We start from the raw sequence: 15,923 nt of genomic DNA, 5'->3' as shown, positions 1-15,923 counted from the left end.
GATGACCTCCTATCGCATCGAGCGGGCCTCAGATCCTCAGGATCTGGCCCGCCTCGCCGCTGAGCACATCGGTGCTGCCATCGATTTGGCTCTTGATCAGCGCGATCGCGCCCAGATTGCCCTCTCAGGAGGAAGCACACCCGCCCGTGCCTACGAGCGTCTCGCTCAAGAGCATCTTCCCTGGGACCGTGTGGATGTCGTGCTTGGCGATGAACGCTGGGTTGCAGCTGATGATGAATCCAGCAATGCCCGGATGCTGCGCAACACGCTTCTCAAAGCAGGGCAACCAGGCTCCCACGCCTGCTTTCATCCCGTTCCCACCGTGGAGTTGCCCACTGCAGAAGCCAGTGCGGAGGCTTTCGCCTCTCTGCTGACCAAGGTTTGTGAGGGAAATCCGCCGGTGTTTGATCTCATGTTGCTCGGTCTGGGTGATGACGGTCACACCGCATCGCTGTTCCCAGGAACGGACGCTCCGAAGGTGCAGGATCAATGGAGCACGGTCGGTCGAGGCAAGGGACTCGACCGGATCACACTCACAGCACCGGTTCTGAGTGCAGCGAGGAAAGTGTTGTTCCTTGTGAGTGGAGAAGGCAAGCATCAGGCACTGTCGCGCCTGATTGACCCTTCAGAATCGTCAGAACGAACCCCTGCCAAACTGGTGAGTCCAAGCACGGAAATTCTTGTGCTTGCTGATCAGGCTGCTTCCCAAGGTCTTTGACGACGCCACCATCCCAGCCCGCTCCCCAGATCCGTGTGCTTGCTTCCGGCGCCTCCTTCAATGGATGGGCCAGCCTTAATGACACGATCATGGGCGGGTCGAGCAGGGCTGGCTGCCGCGTCACCGATGAGGGCCTTCGACTGGAAGGCGACGTCGTGAGCGAGGGCGGCGGCTTTGTCAGCTGCCGCTCTCCGGTTTACAAACCGCCCTTGGATCTGTCTGCGTTCCGAGGGCTGCGTCTGTCCCTGGATGGGCAGGGGCGGAGTTTCAAGTTTGCAGTGGCGTGCCGTGATGGCGTGCTCGGATTAACAGAGCTCATCCCTGGCGGGTTGCGATGGGTGTCCACCGTGCCGACTCAATCGCAAGGCACCACCGTGATTGACATTCCTTTTGATCAGCTCAAACCCGTTGTGAGGGCCAGCCCCATCAAGTTGCCACTCCGCTTTGATCCCACCTGCATCACGCGGCTTCAACTGCTGCATTCCCGATTCGGCGACGATGGCGAAGCCAACCCCGGCTTCCGATCAGGATCGATTGCGTTGTTGATCCGTTCCATCGAAGCCTTCTGAGATGGCGTCCTGTGCGCCGCTGGAAATCCTGATCGCAGCAGCAGCTGATCTGTGTTGCAAGCCTTGGCTTCATGCGGTTGTTTCCGCTGAGGATGCAACCCCTGAGGATTACTGCGGCAGGATCGAGTGCCGTGATGCTGACGGGATTCGTCTCGAACGCAATGATCTCGAGCTGGAGCTCTACCGGAGCGGATCCGATCTCAATCTGACCCTTTCATGGGCCGATCAACCCACACGACCGATCCTTTGGCACGGACAGCACCCTGTGTGGATGAACGGGGAGACAGGTGAGCGGTGCACAGCCCCCAATGATGGTGGTTCGCTCGAAGCGTTGGCTCGCCGGCTGCGAGCGTTGCTGGCCTGACGCAATGGTCAACGACCGCTAGAGACGTTGGCGACGAGATGCAACTGGTCGCGGATGGAGTCAACACCTGCCACCTCAAGCACCAGGGCATCACCGGGTTCGCTGCCAGCTGGACAGGTAGCAGCAAGATCAAGGGCCAACTCTTCGAGGCGCACCAACCCCAGGCGATCCTGAGGACGCAGCCAGCGCAGAAAATCAACCGGCCAACGCGCGTTGGCGTGTTGCTCGAACCAAACCTGCTGCCAGTGGCGCTGATCTTCCCGGGTGACGGCAATGCCTTCACGAACGGCTGTGTCGATCTGCTGGAGAAGGGTTTGCAATGACTCGGTGTTCAGAGGCTCTTCATTTGCATGTGGGTAGAGCAGGGCTGCGAACTGACGCTGCACCACCAGATCGCTGTAGCGCCTGATCGGGGATGTGGCCTGTGCATACGCGGAAAGACCAAGGCTGAAATGGGCTGCGGGAGTGGTTCCCATCAACCCGCGACTGAGACAGCGCTTGATGGCTGCAAAACGCACGGCACCATCACCAAGGCTCTCCAGTTGAGCCGCTGATGGAAGTTCAGCAGGAAGCTGACTTCGAAAGGGAAGAGGCAGGTCGTGCTCGATGCCCTGGGATGCCGCAACGCTGCCGCAAAGGATCATGGCTTCGGCCACCATGTCCCGAGATGGACTGGGTTCGGTGATCTCGATGGTTGGTTGACCATCCCGACAGCGAATGCGACCTTCCGGCAAATCCATCAACAACGCTCCCCGTTGCACGCGCCACTGACGTCTAGTGGTGAGCAAGGCATGAAGATCCGAGAGATCAGCCTCTTCCGGTGGCGCCAAATCAATCAATTCGTCGGCATCGTCGTAGGTGAGCCGATAGCGCGGGTTGACCCAGCTTCGGCAGAGTCCACTGGCTGTGACGTCACCGGAGGCATCAAGATCCACCCAGGTGCTCCAGGCTGGATTGCGCTGGCCTGCCTTCAGGCTGAACACTTCGCTTGAGAGCTTTGAGGGGAACATGGGCAAGAGTCCCCTGGAGAGATACAAGCTGCTTCCCCTGCGGCGCGCCTCGAGATCGAGGGGAGAGCCCGCTGTGATCAATCGACTGGGATCGGCAATGTGAATCCAGATTCGGAGATGGTCATCGGCCAGTCGTTCAAGCCCTAGGGCATCATCGATATCTTTTGTTTCGGCGTCATCGATCGTGAAGCAGGCGTGGTGGGTGAGATCGCGACGCTCGGAATCACCAGGCTGAGCCTGCATGCTGCAACGCATCAAGCGTTCCGCTTCAGCTGTGAGCTCCGCGCTGAATCCGTAAGACCACGGCGTTCCGGCGATGGATGAAAGCTGATGAGGATCGAGATGACCCAGGGTCACAAGACGCTCGCGAACATCCCCACGGTTTTGATCGAAGCGCAATTGTGTCAGCGACTGTCGAAGCCCAGCCGTGAGGTCGTCGAAGCTGTTGCTTCCAGCGCAGAAACCAATCAGTTGCTCAATCCATTCGAGATGGAGTGGATCCAGCACCTGCCGTTCCACACCTTTTTTGGCGCCGAGGTAATCCAGCCAACGTTGAAATCGGGCCTGCCCGAGTTGCTCTCGTCGCCTCTCGAGCCGTCGGGAGCGGATCTCATCAAGCGATCGCGCACTGACCAAGCCTTGCTTGAGGCGGAAAAGATCATGCCCTGACTCGAGATTCAACCAAGCGGACGCACAGTGCAGGGGATCTTGAGACCCATAAACAAGATCTGCAAAATCAGACAGCGCAACTGTCTCACCTAATTCACCGAGCAGGACCCAGGCTTGGCCCCAATCGCGATGCATGAGACGCGCTCTAGTCAGGGCTTGTTCGTTGAAATCCCATGGAAAAACCCCCAACTTGCCGGCCACAGCGGTGGACGGTGAGCTGGGGGCTATCAGGGTGAGCTGCCGGGCCGGGAGGACTTGCTCCTTGGCCTTGAAACCCACGCTCAAACGCCGTTTGCTGCCCTGAACTGAAAGGACGACAGCAAGTTGAGGAGCTTTGAGGTCGCTGACCCCGACAAGGTCACCGGATTGGAAATCAGCGATCGCCAGAAATCAGCCCTCGGGATTCACGAAGGGCAGGAGGGCCACGATGCGAGCACGCTTGACGGCGTTGGTGAGGTCACGCTGTTGCTTCGCCGTCAGACCTGTGAGACGACGGGGCAGAATCTTGCCGCGTTCAGTGATGAACTTCTTGAGCAGATCCACATCTTTGTAATCGATGGGATCGCCGGGCTTAATCGGTGAAAGGCGCTTCTTGAAAAAGGAGCTGGACATTGCGGTGGTGTTGAAGAAGACGTTTGGACAGAAAGTTCGGATTCAGCAGATCACTTGATCTCTTTGTGAATCGTCATTTTGTTGTCGTGGGGACAGAACTTCTTCAGCTCCAACCGCTCGGTGGTGTTCCGACGGTTTTTTTCAGTGGTGTATCGAGACACACCCTGGGAACGTTTTTCGGTGCTGGACCGGCATTCGGTGCACTCGAGAGTGACAACGATCCGGACGCCCTTGTTCTTGGCCATAAGGACGTTACGCCGCGCTTGCGAAGCGAATGAGAAACAACAACTCTACAGGGCAGCCTTCCTCTTCTTCATCACTCTCCCAGCACGAAAGAGTCCGTAGGATCCCCCACCGACGTCATGTTTCCCCATGCGGGTTTCCCTCTCCTGGCTGAAGGATCTGGTTCAAGTGAATGAACCTGCCGATCAGCTGGGGGATCGGCTGTCGATGGCGGGCTTTGAGGTTGAGGAACTCGAGGATCTCAGCCTTCTGGCCCAGGGGGTTGTGGTGGGCCATGTTCTTGAGAAGACCAAGCATCCCAATGCCGACAAGTTGAGTGTGTGCACGGTGGATGTGGGGGCTGAGGCTCCGCTTCAGATCGTTTGTGGTGCACCCAATGTGCGAGCAGGCATCCATGTACCTGTGGCCATGGTGGGTGCTGTGCTTCCTGCGGTGAAACTCACCATCAAAGCCGGGGAACTGCGAGGAGTGAGCAGTCAGGGCATGATCTGTTCCCTCGCAGAGCTGGGGCAAACAAGTGCTGTCGACGGCATTGCCATTCTTGAGGATCTGGTGTCTGAAGTACCGGCACCTGGTGTGTCAATCGCACCGGTGTTGGGACTCGACGACACCGTTCTCGAACTCGCGATTACGGCCAATCGCCCTGATGGACTGTCGATGACAGGCATCGCCCGTGAAGTGGCAGCCCTGACCGGATCTGATCTCTCTCTCCCAGATACACCAGCACCAACCTCTTGCGAGGCCTTGACTCCCAGCGCCGGATTCGCCGAGGCCATGCAGAGAGGTGGGATCTACGCCGTCACCGAGGTCATGCAGCTCGACGGCGCCAAGCGCTCGCCTCAATGGATGCAGCAGCGTCTTCAACGCGCTGGAGTGAATCCTGTGAATGCCGTCGTGGATATCGGCAATCTGGTGATGTTGGAACAGGGACAACCCCTGCATGCGTTCGACGCCGACGCCCTCGAAGCGCTCTGCGGGCAGCCCATCAAGGCAGCGGATTTCGGCTTGCGTCAGGCGCACGACCAGGAACCCTTCCGTGGCTTGGATGGCCGTGACTTGGTGCTTGATTCCAGAGTTCAGGTGGTGACGTGCTGCGATCGAGCCGTTGCCATTGCTGGCGTGATGGGCAGTGCAAACACTGCAGTCAACGACACAACCCAGCGGATTTGGCTGGAATCAGCGCTCTTCACGCCCACGTCCGTGCGCAGCAGTAGCCGTGCCACTGGCCAGCGCACGGATTCCAGCAGCCGTTACGAGAAGGGTTTGCCCAGGGAAATCACTCTGCTGGCTGCAGGACGGGCGCTCTCACTCCTGAAAACGATGCTGGGGGCCGAAATCGGACAGACATGGCAATGCGCTGCCGAACCTGCTCCAGCACCGGTTGTGGAGCTTCGTCGCAACGCTCTGCACCAATTGTTGGGACCACTGGCTCCCACAGCCCCTGATGCTGAGGCTCAAGACCTCGACGATGGTCGCGTCGAAGCTTGCCTGAAGTCGCTCGGCTGTTCGCTCACGGCAACAGACGACGGATGGGAAGTCATCGTGCCCCCGTCCCGTCGCCTCGATTTGCTGCGGGAAGTTGACCTCATCGAGGAAGTGGCCCGTCTTGTTGGATTCGATCACTTTGAGTCCCATCTGCCTGACCCACTACGGCCTGGTCAGTTGTCCACGGCGCAGCAAGCAGAACGTCGCTTGCGCCAGCGCCTGTGTGCATTCGGTCTTCAGGAAGTCACAACGCTTTCCCTCACCCGTGCGGACGACTCGGATGCGAATCGGATTGCCATCAGCAATCCTCTGCTTGCCGAAACAAGCCATTTGCGCACGGCACTTTGGCAAGAGCATCTCGAAATCTGCCAGCGCAATCTGCAAGCCTCTCAACCTGGTTGCTGGTTGTTTGAAATTGGCAACGTCTTTTCACCCGATTCCAGCGGAGTGCATCAGCAATCTCGCCTCGGTGGCGTGATCTGTGGCGAGCGCCGCCTCTCCCGCTGGCGCACGAGCGGAAAGACGGCGCCACTGAGTTACTTCGAAGCACGGGGAATCTTCACGGCTCTCTTGTCATCTTTGGGTATCGACAGCATGGATCGGCGTCTCAGCGATGACGTGCGTCTTCATCCAGGGCGTGCCGCCACAGTTGTCGTGGAAGGGAAACCCCTTGGATGTTTCGGACAGCTGCATCCATCACTTTGCGATGACTTTGAGTTGCCTCCTGAGACCTATCTCTTCGATTTCGACACAGCACTGCTTCTCAATGCCGCCACAAGAAACAACCGCTGGATTCCGCAGTTCAAGACCTATTCAACCCTGCCAGCATCGGAGCGGGATTTAGCCATGGTGGTTTCAAAGTCTCTCCCATCCGGTGATTTGCTCCAGGCCATTCGCAAGGCTGGTAAACCCTTGCTGGAATCTGTTGAACTCATTGACCGCTTTGAATCCGACCAGTTGGGAGCCGACCGCTGCAGTCAAGCGTTCCGTCTGCGCTACCGCGGCAAAGACAGCACCCTCACCGATGACCAAATCCAGCGCGTGCATGAGAAGGTGCGTCAGGCACTGATCAAGCAGTTCGAGGTCGAACTTCGGAGCTGACCCGAACCATCATCACCAGGCATTCTAGATGGGAGGTTTGGGGAAAGAAATCAACGGGGCTGATCGTTTCAATCCGATACGGGCCATCAGGACCTGCTAGCTGCTGCAGATCTCTGGCCAGAGTTGCGGGATCACAGCTCTGATAGATCAAGAATGCTGGCGGAATCGCCAGAATCATCTGCAACACGTCAGGAGCAAGACCTTTTCGGGGAGGGTCGACAACCAAAACTTGATGGATCGGCAGAAGTTGGCGTAAGTGATCCACGACATCCCCATCGAGGAAGGTTGCCGTTCTGAGTGCATTACGTCGCGCATTCTCCTGCGCCTGAATCACTGACGCGCGATTGATTTCCAATCCGATCACGTTCAATCCAGCAGCTGCCAACGGCAGGGCGATGGTCCCGATGCCGCAGTACGCATCAATCACATTCGCCGACGGTGCGACACCCACAATCCAGTCACGGATCAGCGTCACCACCTGCTCCGCCCGTTCGGTGTTCACTTGAAAGAACGTCGTGGTTCCAAGCTGAAGCGTCAAGCCGCAGAAGGACTCCTCGATCACGTCCTGTCCCTGTAGGCAGAGCGTCTGCGCACCGAGCACGGTGTTGCTGCGCTTGGGTTGCACATTCAGAGTGACCCCCTTCAGCGCAGGCCAACGCTGCATCCATTGCCCAGCCAGTTGCTCCAGCCCGGGGAGATGCTCCGTCGCTGATACCAGTGAAATCAGCAACTCTCCTGTTCTCACGCCGATCCGTAGCCCGAGGTGTCTCAGCCCCGGTTTGCCTCGCAAATCGGAGTCCATCGGCCAGTTGGTGTCGCTCAGATCCCGTTTGATGGGCTCGATCAAGGCATCCAGCCGTGGGTCAAGCACCGGACAGTGATTCAGATTCACGATGCGGTGACTGCCGCGGCGGTAATAGCCAAGCCGAAGTTCTCCCTCAAGCCGTTGAAGCGGGATCAGGGCACGATTGCGGTACCCAAGGGATTGAGCTTCAGGGCTGACCAGAGGCGCAGCCAGATCCGTCAATCCTCCGATTCGATGGAGGGTTGCATGGAGATGATCCTGCTTCCAGCGGTTCTGTGCCTCCACGCTGAGGTGCTGGAGCGTGCATCCACCACAGGCATGGGCAAGGATGCAAGGTGGTCGCCTGGCATCGGCTGAGGGCTCGATGCTCTGGATTTTTTTCCCATGCCATTGGCGACGCTGTCGCTGCAGCAGCTGGACGCTGGCGAGCTCACCAGGAAGCAGTTCCGGCACCGTGATCACCCAGCCGTTCCAGCGCGCAATGCCTCGCCCCTGCTGGTCTAGATCCTCTCCGTGAACGGCGATGGTCAGGCCTGGCCTGGGTGAATCAGAGCTTGATGTCATTGCAAAGGCGTAACACCCCCCACCTCACATCCATGGCTGGGGTTCAGGAGCTTTAAACTTTCCCAAGCATGCCAGCCGTCATGAGCGTTGTAAGGGATCTGATCCTCAAAGCCGATGACGATTTGCGCTACCCCAGCAGCGGTGAGCTCAACTCGATCGTCGAGTTTCTCGGTCAAGGCTCCCTTCGTCTCTCTGTGGTGCGGATCCTCTCCGACAACGAAAAGAAGATCGTTGATGAATCGGCTCGCCAGTTGTTCAGTCTTCGTCCTGAGTACGTCGCACCCGGTGGCAATGCATACGGGCAGAAGCAGCGTGCTCAATGCTTGAGGGATTACAGCTGGTATTTGCGGCTTGTCACCTATGGCGTTCTGGCCGGCAGCACCGAAATGATTGAGCAGATCGGCTTGATCGGTGCCCGTGAGATGTACAACAGCCTTGGCGTCCCCATGCCCGGAATGGTGGATGCGATGCGTGCGATGCGGGAAGCCTCTTTGGTTCTTCTCTCCGACGACCAACAACGGCTCGCTGGCCCTTATTTCGATTTTCTGATCCAAGGGATGCAAACCAGCACCTGACGCCTGCAGCTCCCGAGCTCCCCTGAGGCCCTCGAACGAGGGCCTTTTTTGTTGGATTGCTGCCTTGGGAGCAGGCCAATCAAGCGCATCAGAGATCCCTTATGAGACTTATTTGTAGACTCAGCGCGATTCCCATGCGAGAGCAGCAAGAACGGCAGAGAACCAGGTTGTCGGGGGTCAGTGCAGCGTTTTAAAGCTGCGTCACTGTGTCTACAGCAGGTACGCAAGAAAGACAACCTTGTGTTCGCAATGGATTTGAAGGGCTTTGTATTCATTGGACTCCGGCTGTTCTGGCATGGACGCGCTGACGCGCCACTCAACAGCACATCAAGTCGCCAAGGGCATTGCGACGTTAAAAACCAATCACGAGCATTTAAAAATGCAGAAAAATCAATGTTGATAGAAATAGCTTGACCATCTCATCTGAGTTGCATTTTGAGTCTTAAATAGAGTCTTGTCTGGCTCTCTCGATACAGGCTTGTTGGTCTGTCTGGCGCCTGTCTACTCCTGGCTCTGATCCTTTTGCCGATACAGCTCTTTGAGCATCTGATAAGCCTCATTCAATCGACGCATCGCTTCCGTGGATCCACCAGAGTCGGGATGCACTTCCACAGCCTTGCGCTTGTAGGCATCGCGAATGGTGCGAAGCGTCAACGAATGGCCTGCCTGGGTTGGTAATTCAAGTTGTCGCAATGCACCATGCAAAGTCATGGTGGATTCGAGAGTTTCAAACGAGGTGACCTTGCGGCTGCGTTTGAAACGGTTCACAAAGCGACGAATCAACGTTGGGATCCGGTCGATCACGGTTGCTGTGGCGAAGGGATCTTCCAACACCGCAGCAGCAACAATGACGTGTTCAAAGCGAGGGCTCTGCACAGGCCAGTTGCCGCAAATCTGATCCATCGCATTCTTGACCTGAGACCAAGTGAACGCACGGCCCTCGCTGCCATCGATCTGCGGCCAGATGTCCCTGGCCATCCAAAGCATCACAGCGTCCATCACAGTGTCACCTGGGGATGAACCGTAAAGGCTCATCCAGTGCTGCAGCGCCGAATCAGACCATGCCTGAAGCTGGCTTGCACTGATTGATGGAACCACTGGAGCATCAACAGACGCTTCCGTCGCCTCCAGGCTGGATCGAATCGCTGCGGTGCGATTTCTGACAAATCCGGGAAGATCAATGCCACCGCCATTGGATCCTGACGATCGGCGTGGTGGAGGTGACGGCGTGGGAACAGGCTCTTCAAGCGGGGATCCGCTTCGGTGATGGTGCGATCCCACCAACACGATGGCCCTGTCCTCGTCGTAAACGGGATCGTTGCCATCTGAACCGGTGACTTGAATTGGGGTTGCGGCACCATCGACGGCTGGTTCAGGGGAGATGGTCTCAGCGTCGGATTCGAAGATCTCCTCTAACAACCGTTCCAGGCAGGCCCCCCTGGAGCGGGCATGCCATTCCTTGCGCAGCTGATCAAGCCGATCAACAAGATGTTCGGGTAGTTCGACGCTGATGCGTTTACCTGACATATCGACGAAACGATCTGGCCCTTCGCACTCGAAGGCTATCGACCCTGAAGACGCCGCAGCCACTCTTGCTGGGCTTTGATGGCCTCGCGATAGCGTTGCTCCAGAGTGCTGTTCACTCGTTGGGGCATGATCATGGCCGGTGGCATCGGATTCAGTCCACCGCGCGGCGCCACCAAGACAGGTGGCGGTGGTGGTGCTGTGATCACTTTCGGTTTGAGAGGTGCTTGCGTCGTTGCTGGCTTCGGAGCCGGAGTCTCCTTGGTCGGTTGAGGTTTTGTTGTGACGGCTGGAGGGGGTGTGGCCGGTCGGACTTTGCGCGCCTTGGCTGCGGCCTCGGCCTTACGTGCTGCTTGGAGCCTCTCTTGCCGTTGCTTGAGCATGGCGAGCTGAGTGTTGGGAACCACGCTCAGCAAATGTCCCGGGGTGGCATCCGCTGGGTAAACAACACTCACGGTGACCTGATTGGGGGCCTGTCCCTTGAGATTCAACTGGGCGAGCGAAAGACTCTGTCCAGAGCGCATTCCAACATGAACTTCCTGATATCCCTCGTCAGTTTTGATACCAATCGAACCTCGAAACGCTGTGAATGGTGGGCGCCCCGATGCCACGGGATGGCTTAACACGAGATCGTGTGGTCCCTCACCGGAGAGATTCAATTCAACATCAAAACGAACACCGTAGGTGCCCACATTATTAACGGCAGAATCCACCATCTTGGTGGCTAACTGATTGACTTGAATGTCGCGCGTTCCGAAGTGATGCTTGCGCGTGCTTGTGAGCGGCACATGCAAAGGTCCCTGGTTCAGATCGTGCCTGATGGATGCTTTGTATTCATCACCGAGGGCAACACCAGCGACTCGAGAAAAGATTGTCCCTGCTTGAATTTCCCTCACACGATCGAGGTAAATCCGCCCCGGAGCAAGGCGACCACTGTTCAGAACAGCAATCAAATCGTTTTCATTTTTCGTCTCTTCAGCAGCAATCACGGCCATATGAAAAGGCCCATCGCTCTGCCCGCGCAACAGGCCATTCATAATTCCGCGAGCAGGAAGAACGCTACTCACGATCACCTTTTTGCTTTTAGGCGGAATGACCACGGTGTCGGGCAGACGGCGGTCGAGTTCTCCACGGAGAATTTGTACGGCCGTAGCATCACCCGGCCCCGTGTTCCAGGGTCTTCGGCCCAAGGGCTTGACGCCCATCAAACGATTGGCTTGATAGGGAGCTTCGAAGCTATTTTTGACAGAACCCCGCTTAAATTGAAGGGTGACAGGTGTTGCGCCTGGATTGATAGCAATGGCGGCAACAGTTAAAAGTCCTCTCGCCCTGCGTCCTCCCAATTTGGTGGAATCGTTCGGATAGTATTTATGGTGCATGTGAACACCAAATTCACCGTTAAACGTGTAAGTGGCGTTTTTGAGGGGTTGATTCGTTTCTGCAGCGACGGCTTGTCCCGGTGCGGTATTCACCAATATTCCTGGACCTTTAACAATTTCAGGCTGGTTGGAATGCAGCACTGGAACGTTGTTGAACGCGCCATTCAAGGGCTTGGCGCGTTGTCCGGCCATCAGAGGCACATACGCCAACGCAGGTCGAACTTCAACAGACGCAATGATCGCAACTGAGACGCTCACCAGGACCAGTTTTGGGATTCGGTGAGACACGCGAGACTGGTTCCTGGGGGAGCGCATGAGCGCAAGTTCCAAACTTAATCGTCAGATCAAAAACCGCCAAGTCGCCGAGAAGCCCGCAGCGAAGATTTTCTCTGGGCAGGATGGTGTCATCAGACGTTTCACCATGTTCCCTCCCTTCGATTGCATGTCCTGCGCCGATGCTGAATGGCAGCAAAAGCAAAAGTCCCGCAAATTGCGCATGCTGCGCTTCTGGCGCGATGGTCTCGAGCGTCAGCTTGCAGCCGTGTCTGCCGCGATCTCCACTCTTGAACAACAGATCGAGCGCGATCAGTCAGCACAGAGCTGAGGTTCAAGGGCCGAGCGGAGCTGTTCAAGACCGCGCTTCACGCGTCGTTGCATGGTCATGGCACTGACGCCTGACGCCTTTCCTGCGGCGCGGAGGCTTAGGCCGTGTAAGACAACCTCTTCAATGGCTGTGCGTTCAGGTCCGCCTAACCCGCTCAATGTCGTTTGAACAAGCTTCGATCGTTCGATCTGCTCGATCGCAACGGTGAGTTCGTGATTCGGATCTGCAACCGCCTCGGCGCAGCAGTACACCCGCCGAAGCGGAGCTCCACTGTTCTGGGCCCCCTCTTCATTCTCCTTGCTCTCCTGCCATCGTCTCGGCATGCGCACCATCGATGCGTTGTCCCTTAGGTAATGAAGGATGGCGCCTCTGATGTGAGGCCTGGCGAATGCATGGAAGGGAATGCAGCGGTCAGCATTGAAGTTCTCCGCTGCACGAAGCAGACCCATCAACCCCACCTGATTGAGGTCATCACATTCGACCCCGCAGCGATTGGCGTAGTGCCTCGCGATCGGACTGACCAGTTGCAAGTGGTCATTGACCCTCTGGTTGCGCCGTCTGATTTGCCTTTTCATGGTCTGGTCTCTTGATCCCCTGTCTTGGCAGGGACTCACTTCATCCAGACGTCATCGAAGATTCGCTGTCATCCGTGGCATCACTGATCTGACTCACAACCTTCTGGAGCAGACGTTCACCACCGTTGCGCTCTAACCAGTCAAGGTCGGAGTTCTCGGTGGCCAACAGATAACCAGCAAAACCGAGGGCGTTCAGGCTGAATCCTGAAGAGCGCTCCTGTCTCCGTCGGATTAAGGCCATCCAATCGGGAGTGAGCAGGAGGTTGTAGGGAGCGAGAGGAGCTCGCTCTGTCTCGGCATCACCAAGAGCAAGGCCCATGGCCAGGGATCGATAGAGGCCATGCAGCACGCGAGCTTCCTGGACTGGGTCAGCGTGATTCGGACGCTGCGCCACGACGCAGCTGTTCATCAATACGTCGTCAGTTCCACCTGACTGTTGTGCGGAGCGTTTCTCGAGCAGGCTGCGAAACCAGCCTTCCCGCGGGCAGGTTGTTTCACCGTTCGGGCGACGCAGCAACTGCAAATGGCGGTGCGGTTGGCTTGCGCCAGCCTTCGGCCCACTGTTGAAGAACCACAATCCGCTCGTGTCACGGTCAACCTGCACCAGGGCGTTCCAGTCGGCGAAGGTCAGCCAGTGCACCTGGGGCGCCCACTGCCTGGTGATCAAGAGCATGTGCCCTAATTGAACGGGATATTTGTTGAGGATCAGCACATGCTCGAGTCCGATCGCCTCGATCTCGAGTTCTGAATCCCAAGGCCTGAACGGGTTGGGCTTGGGCCCTTCCAGCCGGTGATGTCGCGGCAGCTGGGCATTGAGTTGACGGAGCTCGAAGTGTTCACCACCAGGGCCAGGACACTGCAATCGAGAGGTTGTCAGTGGAATCAGAGCACCATGCTCAAGGGCCTCACTGGACCGGCTCAGCGCTGCTGACCAGAAGTGTTCATTCCCCATCGGTTCTGATCCGTGCCAGTGATGCTCCGACGTAGTAACTGCCGAGGATTTCGTTGAAGGGCAAGCCTTTCTCGGCCAGTTTCTGCGCTCCATGCTGGCTCATGCTGGCGCCCAGATGACCATGGGCTTCCGCAGAGATCTCCTGGGTTGCCGCATAGAGGGTTTCCACGAGACCACCCTGGAAACTCAGAACGATTCCCTTGGTCGCGGAGGCTGCGTTGCGCGTGGAGGCCGTGTTACTCATCAAGCCGGCGTACGCCTGCCACCGTGTCGTGTCACCCAGGTTCCAGTCGTCCGTAGCCGGACGGATCACATGCACAAGGGCGTAGGAGCGTGCCGCCACAGCTTGCGCTTTCAGCGCTTCGCTGTTCCAATGCGAGGGCATTTCAGCGCCAACCACGGAGGCCACATAGCGTTCGAGGTTGATCTGATTGATGGCCGTCCACCCTTGCCCTCTGTTGAGGAGATGAATGGTTCCTTCATAGGCCCTGTCATTCACCAACACCCGGCCGCGTGCTCCACCGCAACTGATCAATCCCTGCTTCTGATGGGCCAGAAGATCCATCAGTGTCGTCCTGGAGATCACTTCACCATTGGAGCGACGGCAACGAGCGCCTTGTTGAAGCGAAATGCTGCGAGGAGGCGATTGACTCAGAAGCGCCACCCTGAGATCGGGATCAGGGGAGGGACCGGCTGCTGGAATTTCGGGAACCGCGACAGCGTTCTGGCTTGAGACCTCCGTGCGAGAAGGCTCGGCGGGGATGGATTCGGACAATGGTTTCTCCCCATCCGTCCCATCCAGGAGAGTTTGCAGCAAGGTTTCAGACGCGGTTGGGTCCTGCATCGGAGAGCGGGACGTGAGTCCATCCCAGAGAGCCACTGCAAGCACACTGGTGAGGATGGTCAGCAACAGTGGAGCCGGAACCTTCATATCCGCGAACGCGGCGGCTGAATCATGCCTGAATCAAGCCAGGACTGCTGGTTGGGTCGCGCACTGATTGTGGGCGGTGGTGGCATCGGTTCAGAACTGGCCACCAGGCTTGCGGATCGCTGCCCGCAACTCACGGTCACGCTCTGCCGACGCACCCCGAAGGACCCATCCGACTGGCCTCTCGATTTGGAGAAATCCGAGAGCCTCTCCAGGCTCACCGAAATGGTTGCTGATGACCCATTACCCCTACGCCTGGTCTTCAACGCCACTGGCCGCCTGCACGGTCCCTCTCTGCAGCCGGAGAAACGTCTTCAGCATGTTCAGCAAGACGCTCTGATCGAATCGTTCAGAATCAATGCGGCCGGACCTCTGCTCTTGGCCAAGGCCGTCGAACCGGCAATCCGCCGCGATCAACCGTTTCATTTCGCCAGTCTCAGTGCAAGGGTCGGCAGCATCGGGGACAACCGCAGTGGCGGTTGGTACGCCTATCGCTCAGCCAAAGCAGCACAGAACATGATGCTTCGCACACTCAGTGTTGAGTGGGCGCGACGTTACCCCGAAGCCACCGTGACGGTGCTTCACCCAGGAACGACGGATACCCCTTTATCGGAACCGTTTCAAAGCTTTGTCCCGCCTGAGAAGCTGTTCAGTTCAAAGCGAACCGCTGATTATTTGCTCGATGTCTTGCTGCAGCAGACGCCCGAGCAATCCGGTGCTTTTCTGGCGTGGGATGGTCAGTCCATCCCCTGGTAGGCGTGTTCACGCAGGGTTCCCAGAGGAATGATCGCCAGGGCCCCCTGCTCCGTTGCTTCCAAACGCACAGGGGGTGCCATCCCGTCCTCCATGGCCTGTCTCCATCGCGGAGCGCAGACGCACCAGTGATCGCCAGGCTTGAGCCCTGGAAACCCATAGGCGGGCATCGGGGTGCTCAGATCATTTCCCTGTGCCTTGCTGTAGCGGAGAAAGCTCTCCGTCATCACGCAACACACGGTGTGCTGGCCGTGATCGGAGGGATCGCTTTTGCAATGACCATCACGAAACCAACCCGTTAAAGGGTTACAGCTACAAAGCTCGAGCGCAGAGCCAAAAACATTGAGATCCTTGCTCTGGTCTTGGATTTGAGCATTGCTCAGGCTGGTCATTCAGGCCAATCAACCCTTTGGATTCTGACGAAGGAGTGCCACATTGCGCGAACAGGTGGTTGACGGATCCCGGGGGCGAGGCGTTAAAGGTCATTCAGTTA

17 protein-coding genes are annotated in these 15,923 nt (G+C 57.5%); 7 read left to right on the top strand and 10 right to left on the bottom strand.

Annotation, left to right across the window (positions count from 1 at the left end; genetic code table 11):
- Position 1 precedes the first annotated feature (1 nt).
- From pgl to SynBMKMC1_RS07270, 3 genes are read left to right on the top strand one after another with little or no spacing between them, the layout of a single operon-like run.
- A complete protein-coding gene (pgl, locus tag SynBMKMC1_RS07280; RefSeq protein ID WP_186473249.1) occupies positions 2 to 718 on the top strand; it encodes a 6-phosphogluconolactonase in 717 nt (238 codons plus the stop codon).
- Complete coding sequence (locus tag SynBMKMC1_RS07275; protein ID WP_186473248.1) at positions 715 to 1,287, top strand: CIA30 family protein; 573 nt, start codon at positions 715 to 717, stop codon at positions 1,285 to 1,287. Before pgl ends, SynBMKMC1_RS07275 begins: the two co-directional genes overlap by 4 nt.
- Position 1,288: 1 nt before the next feature.
- Complete coding sequence (locus tag SynBMKMC1_RS07270) at positions 1,289 to 1,651, top strand: hypothetical protein (RefSeq protein WP_186473247.1); 363 nt, start codon at positions 1,289 to 1,291, stop codon at positions 1,649 to 1,651.
- An 8-nt stretch (positions 1,652 to 1,659) separates the two neighbouring features.
- Here SynBMKMC1_RS07270 and SynBMKMC1_RS07265 read toward each other — a convergent pair whose 3' ends face one another.
- The 3 genes from SynBMKMC1_RS07265 to rpmG form a co-directional block, all read right to left on the bottom strand.
- The gene (locus tag SynBMKMC1_RS07265) at positions 1,660 to 3,609 is read right to left on the bottom strand and encodes a ribonuclease catalytic domain-containing protein (protein WP_186473246.1); all 1,950 of its coding nucleotides are present in this window, start codon (positions 3,607 to 3,609) and stop codon (positions 1,660 to 1,662) included.
- 111 nt (positions 3,610 to 3,720) lie between these two features.
- On the bottom strand, positions 3,721 to 3,942 hold the full coding sequence (gene rpsR, locus SynBMKMC1_RS07260; RefSeq protein WP_006041316.1) for a 30S ribosomal protein S18: 222 nt from the start codon (positions 3,940 to 3,942) through the stop codon (positions 3,721 to 3,723).
- Positions 3,943 to 3,992: 50 nt separating this feature from the next.
- Complete coding sequence (rpmG, locus tag SynBMKMC1_RS07255; protein WP_011933197.1) at positions 3,993 to 4,187, bottom strand: 50S ribosomal protein L33; 195 nt, start codon at positions 4,185 to 4,187, stop codon at positions 3,993 to 3,995.
- A gap of 127 nt (positions 4,188 to 4,314) precedes the next feature.
- On the opposite strand from rpmG, the gene pheT reads away from it, so the two are divergent.
- Complete coding sequence (gene pheT, locus SynBMKMC1_RS07250; protein WP_186473245.1) at positions 4,315 to 6,771, top strand: phenylalanine--tRNA ligase subunit beta; 2,457 nt, start codon at positions 4,315 to 4,317, stop codon at positions 6,769 to 6,771.
- Here pheT and rlmD read toward each other — a convergent pair.
- Entirely contained in the window at positions 6,740 to 8,140 is a 1,401-nt protein-coding gene (gene rlmD / locus SynBMKMC1_RS07245) for a 23S rRNA (uracil(1939)-C(5))-methyltransferase RlmD (RefSeq protein WP_186473244.1), read from the bottom strand. The genes pheT and rlmD overlap by 32 nt on opposite strands.
- Before the next feature lie 80 nt (positions 8,141 to 8,220).
- Here rlmD and SynBMKMC1_RS07240 point away from each other — a divergent pair, with 80 nt between their 5' ends.
- The gene (locus SynBMKMC1_RS07240; RefSeq protein ID WP_011933194.1) at positions 8,221 to 8,715 is read left to right on the top strand and encodes an allophycocyanin subunit alpha-B; all 495 of its coding nucleotides are present in this window, start codon (positions 8,221 to 8,223) and stop codon (positions 8,713 to 8,715) included.
- A gap of 501 nt (positions 8,716 to 9,216) precedes the next feature.
- On the opposite strand, the gene SynBMKMC1_RS07235 is transcribed toward SynBMKMC1_RS07240, so the two are convergent.
- Positions 9,217 to 10,242: a ribbon-helix-helix protein, CopG family gene (locus SynBMKMC1_RS07235; protein ID WP_186473243.1), complete on the bottom strand. Its 1,026-nt coding sequence runs from the start codon at positions 10,240 to 10,242 to the stop codon at positions 9,217 to 9,219.
- A gap of 35 nt (positions 10,243 to 10,277) precedes the next feature.
- Entirely contained in the window at positions 10,278 to 11,933 is a 1,656-nt protein-coding gene (locus SynBMKMC1_RS07230; protein ID WP_186473367.1) for a DUF3370 domain-containing protein, read from the bottom strand.
- Positions 11,934 to 12,039: 106 nt separating this feature from the next.
- Between SynBMKMC1_RS07230 and SynBMKMC1_RS07225 the strand changes: the two genes are divergently transcribed.
- A complete protein-coding gene (locus SynBMKMC1_RS07225) occupies positions 12,040 to 12,222 on the top strand; it encodes a hypothetical protein (protein ID WP_186473512.1) in 183 nt (60 codons plus the stop codon).
- On the opposite strand, the gene SynBMKMC1_RS07220 is transcribed toward SynBMKMC1_RS07225, so the two are convergent.
- From SynBMKMC1_RS07220 to SynBMKMC1_RS07210, 3 genes are read right to left on the bottom strand one after another with little or no spacing between them, the layout of a single operon-like run.
- Positions 12,204 to 12,797: a sigma-70 family RNA polymerase sigma factor gene (locus tag SynBMKMC1_RS07220; protein WP_041428497.1), complete on the bottom strand. Its 594-nt coding sequence runs from the start codon at positions 12,795 to 12,797 to the stop codon at positions 12,204 to 12,206. The genes SynBMKMC1_RS07225 and SynBMKMC1_RS07220 overlap by 19 nt on opposite strands.
- A 40-nt stretch (positions 12,798 to 12,837) precedes the next feature.
- On the bottom strand, positions 12,838 to 13,749 hold the full coding sequence (locus SynBMKMC1_RS07215; protein WP_186473242.1) for a DUF4922 domain-containing protein: 912 nt from the start codon (positions 13,747 to 13,749) through the stop codon (positions 12,838 to 12,840).
- Positions 13,739 to 14,680, bottom strand: a complete 942-nt coding sequence (locus tag SynBMKMC1_RS07210) for a SpoIID/LytB domain-containing protein (protein WP_186473241.1) — start codon at positions 14,678 to 14,680, stop codon at positions 13,739 to 13,741. The genes SynBMKMC1_RS07215 and SynBMKMC1_RS07210 overlap by 11 nt, the downstream gene beginning before the upstream one ends.
- A 24-nt stretch (positions 14,681 to 14,704) precedes the next feature.
- Here SynBMKMC1_RS07210 and SynBMKMC1_RS07205 point away from each other — a divergent pair, with 24 nt between their 5' ends.
- Positions 14,705 to 15,433, top strand: a complete 729-nt coding sequence (locus tag SynBMKMC1_RS07205; RefSeq protein WP_186473240.1) for an SDR family NAD(P)-dependent oxidoreductase — start codon at positions 14,705 to 14,707, stop codon at positions 15,431 to 15,433.
- Here SynBMKMC1_RS07205 and SynBMKMC1_RS07200 read toward each other — a convergent pair.
- Entirely contained in the window at positions 15,415 to 15,822 is a 408-nt protein-coding gene (locus tag SynBMKMC1_RS07200) for a DUF2237 family protein (RefSeq protein ID WP_186473239.1), read from the bottom strand. The two genes, SynBMKMC1_RS07205 and SynBMKMC1_RS07200, sit on opposite strands and share 19 nt — an antisense overlap.
- Positions 15,823 to 15,923 lie beyond the last annotated feature (101 nt).

Origin of the sequence: Synechococcus sp. BMK-MC-1 (assembly GCF_014279955.1) — a bacterium.
Lineage (GTDB): Bacteria > Cyanobacteriota > Cyanobacteriia > PCC-6307 > Cyanobiaceae > Synechococcus_C.
The sequence above is the reverse complement of the archived record's forward strand: the minus strand, read 5'-3'. Positions and strand labels throughout refer to the sequence as shown.

Coding starts and splice junctions, on each gene's coding strand:
- rlmD (WP_186473244.1), bottom strand. CDS start 8,140: ATGACATCAAGCTCTGATTCACCCAGGCCAGGCCTGACCATCGCCGTT.
- SynBMKMC1_RS07205 (WP_186473240.1), top strand. CDS start 14,705: ATGCCTGAATCAAGCCAGGACTGCTGGTTGGGTCGCGCACTGATTGTG.
- pheT (WP_186473245.1), top strand. CDS start 4,315: ATGCGGGTTTCCCTCTCCTGGCTGAAGGATCTGGTTCAAGTGAATGAA.
- SynBMKMC1_RS07210 (WP_186473241.1), bottom strand. CDS start 14,680: ATGAAGGTTCCGGCTCCACTGTTGCTGACCATCCTCACCAGTGTGCTT.
- SynBMKMC1_RS07220 (WP_041428497.1), bottom strand. CDS start 12,797: ATGAAAAGGCAAATCAGACGGCGCAACCAGAGGGTCAATGACCACTTG.
- SynBMKMC1_RS07270 (WP_186473247.1), top strand. CDS start 1,289: ATGGCGTCCTGTGCGCCGCTGGAAATCCTGATCGCAGCAGCAGCTGAT.
- SynBMKMC1_RS07235 (WP_186473243.1), bottom strand. CDS start 10,242: ATGTCAGGTAAACGCATCAGCGTCGAACTACCCGAACATCTTGTTGAT.
- SynBMKMC1_RS07225 (WP_186473512.1), top strand. CDS start 12,040: ATGTTCCCTCCCTTCGATTGCATGTCCTGCGCCGATGCTGAATGGCAG.
- rpmG (WP_011933197.1), bottom strand. CDS start 4,187: ATGGCCAAGAACAAGGGCGTCCGGATCGTTGTCACTCTCGAGTGCACC.
- SynBMKMC1_RS07200 (WP_186473239.1), bottom strand. CDS start 15,822: ATGACCAGCCTGAGCAATGCTCAAATCCAAGACCAGAGCAAGGATCTC.
- SynBMKMC1_RS07230 (WP_186473367.1), bottom strand. CDS start 11,933: ATGCGCTCCCCCAGGAACCAGTCTCGCGTGTCTCACCGAATCCCAAAA.
- SynBMKMC1_RS07215 (WP_186473242.1), bottom strand. CDS start 13,749: ATGGGGAATGAACACTTCTGGTCAGCAGCGCTGAGCCGGTCCAGTGAG.
- SynBMKMC1_RS07240 (WP_011933194.1), top strand. CDS start 8,221: ATGAGCGTTGTAAGGGATCTGATCCTCAAAGCCGATGACGATTTGCGC.
- rpsR (WP_006041316.1), bottom strand. CDS start 3,942: ATGTCCAGCTCCTTTTTCAAGAAGCGCCTTTCACCGATTAAGCCCGGC.
- pgl (WP_186473249.1), top strand. CDS start 2: ATGACCTCCTATCGCATCGAGCGGGCCTCAGATCCTCAGGATCTGGCC.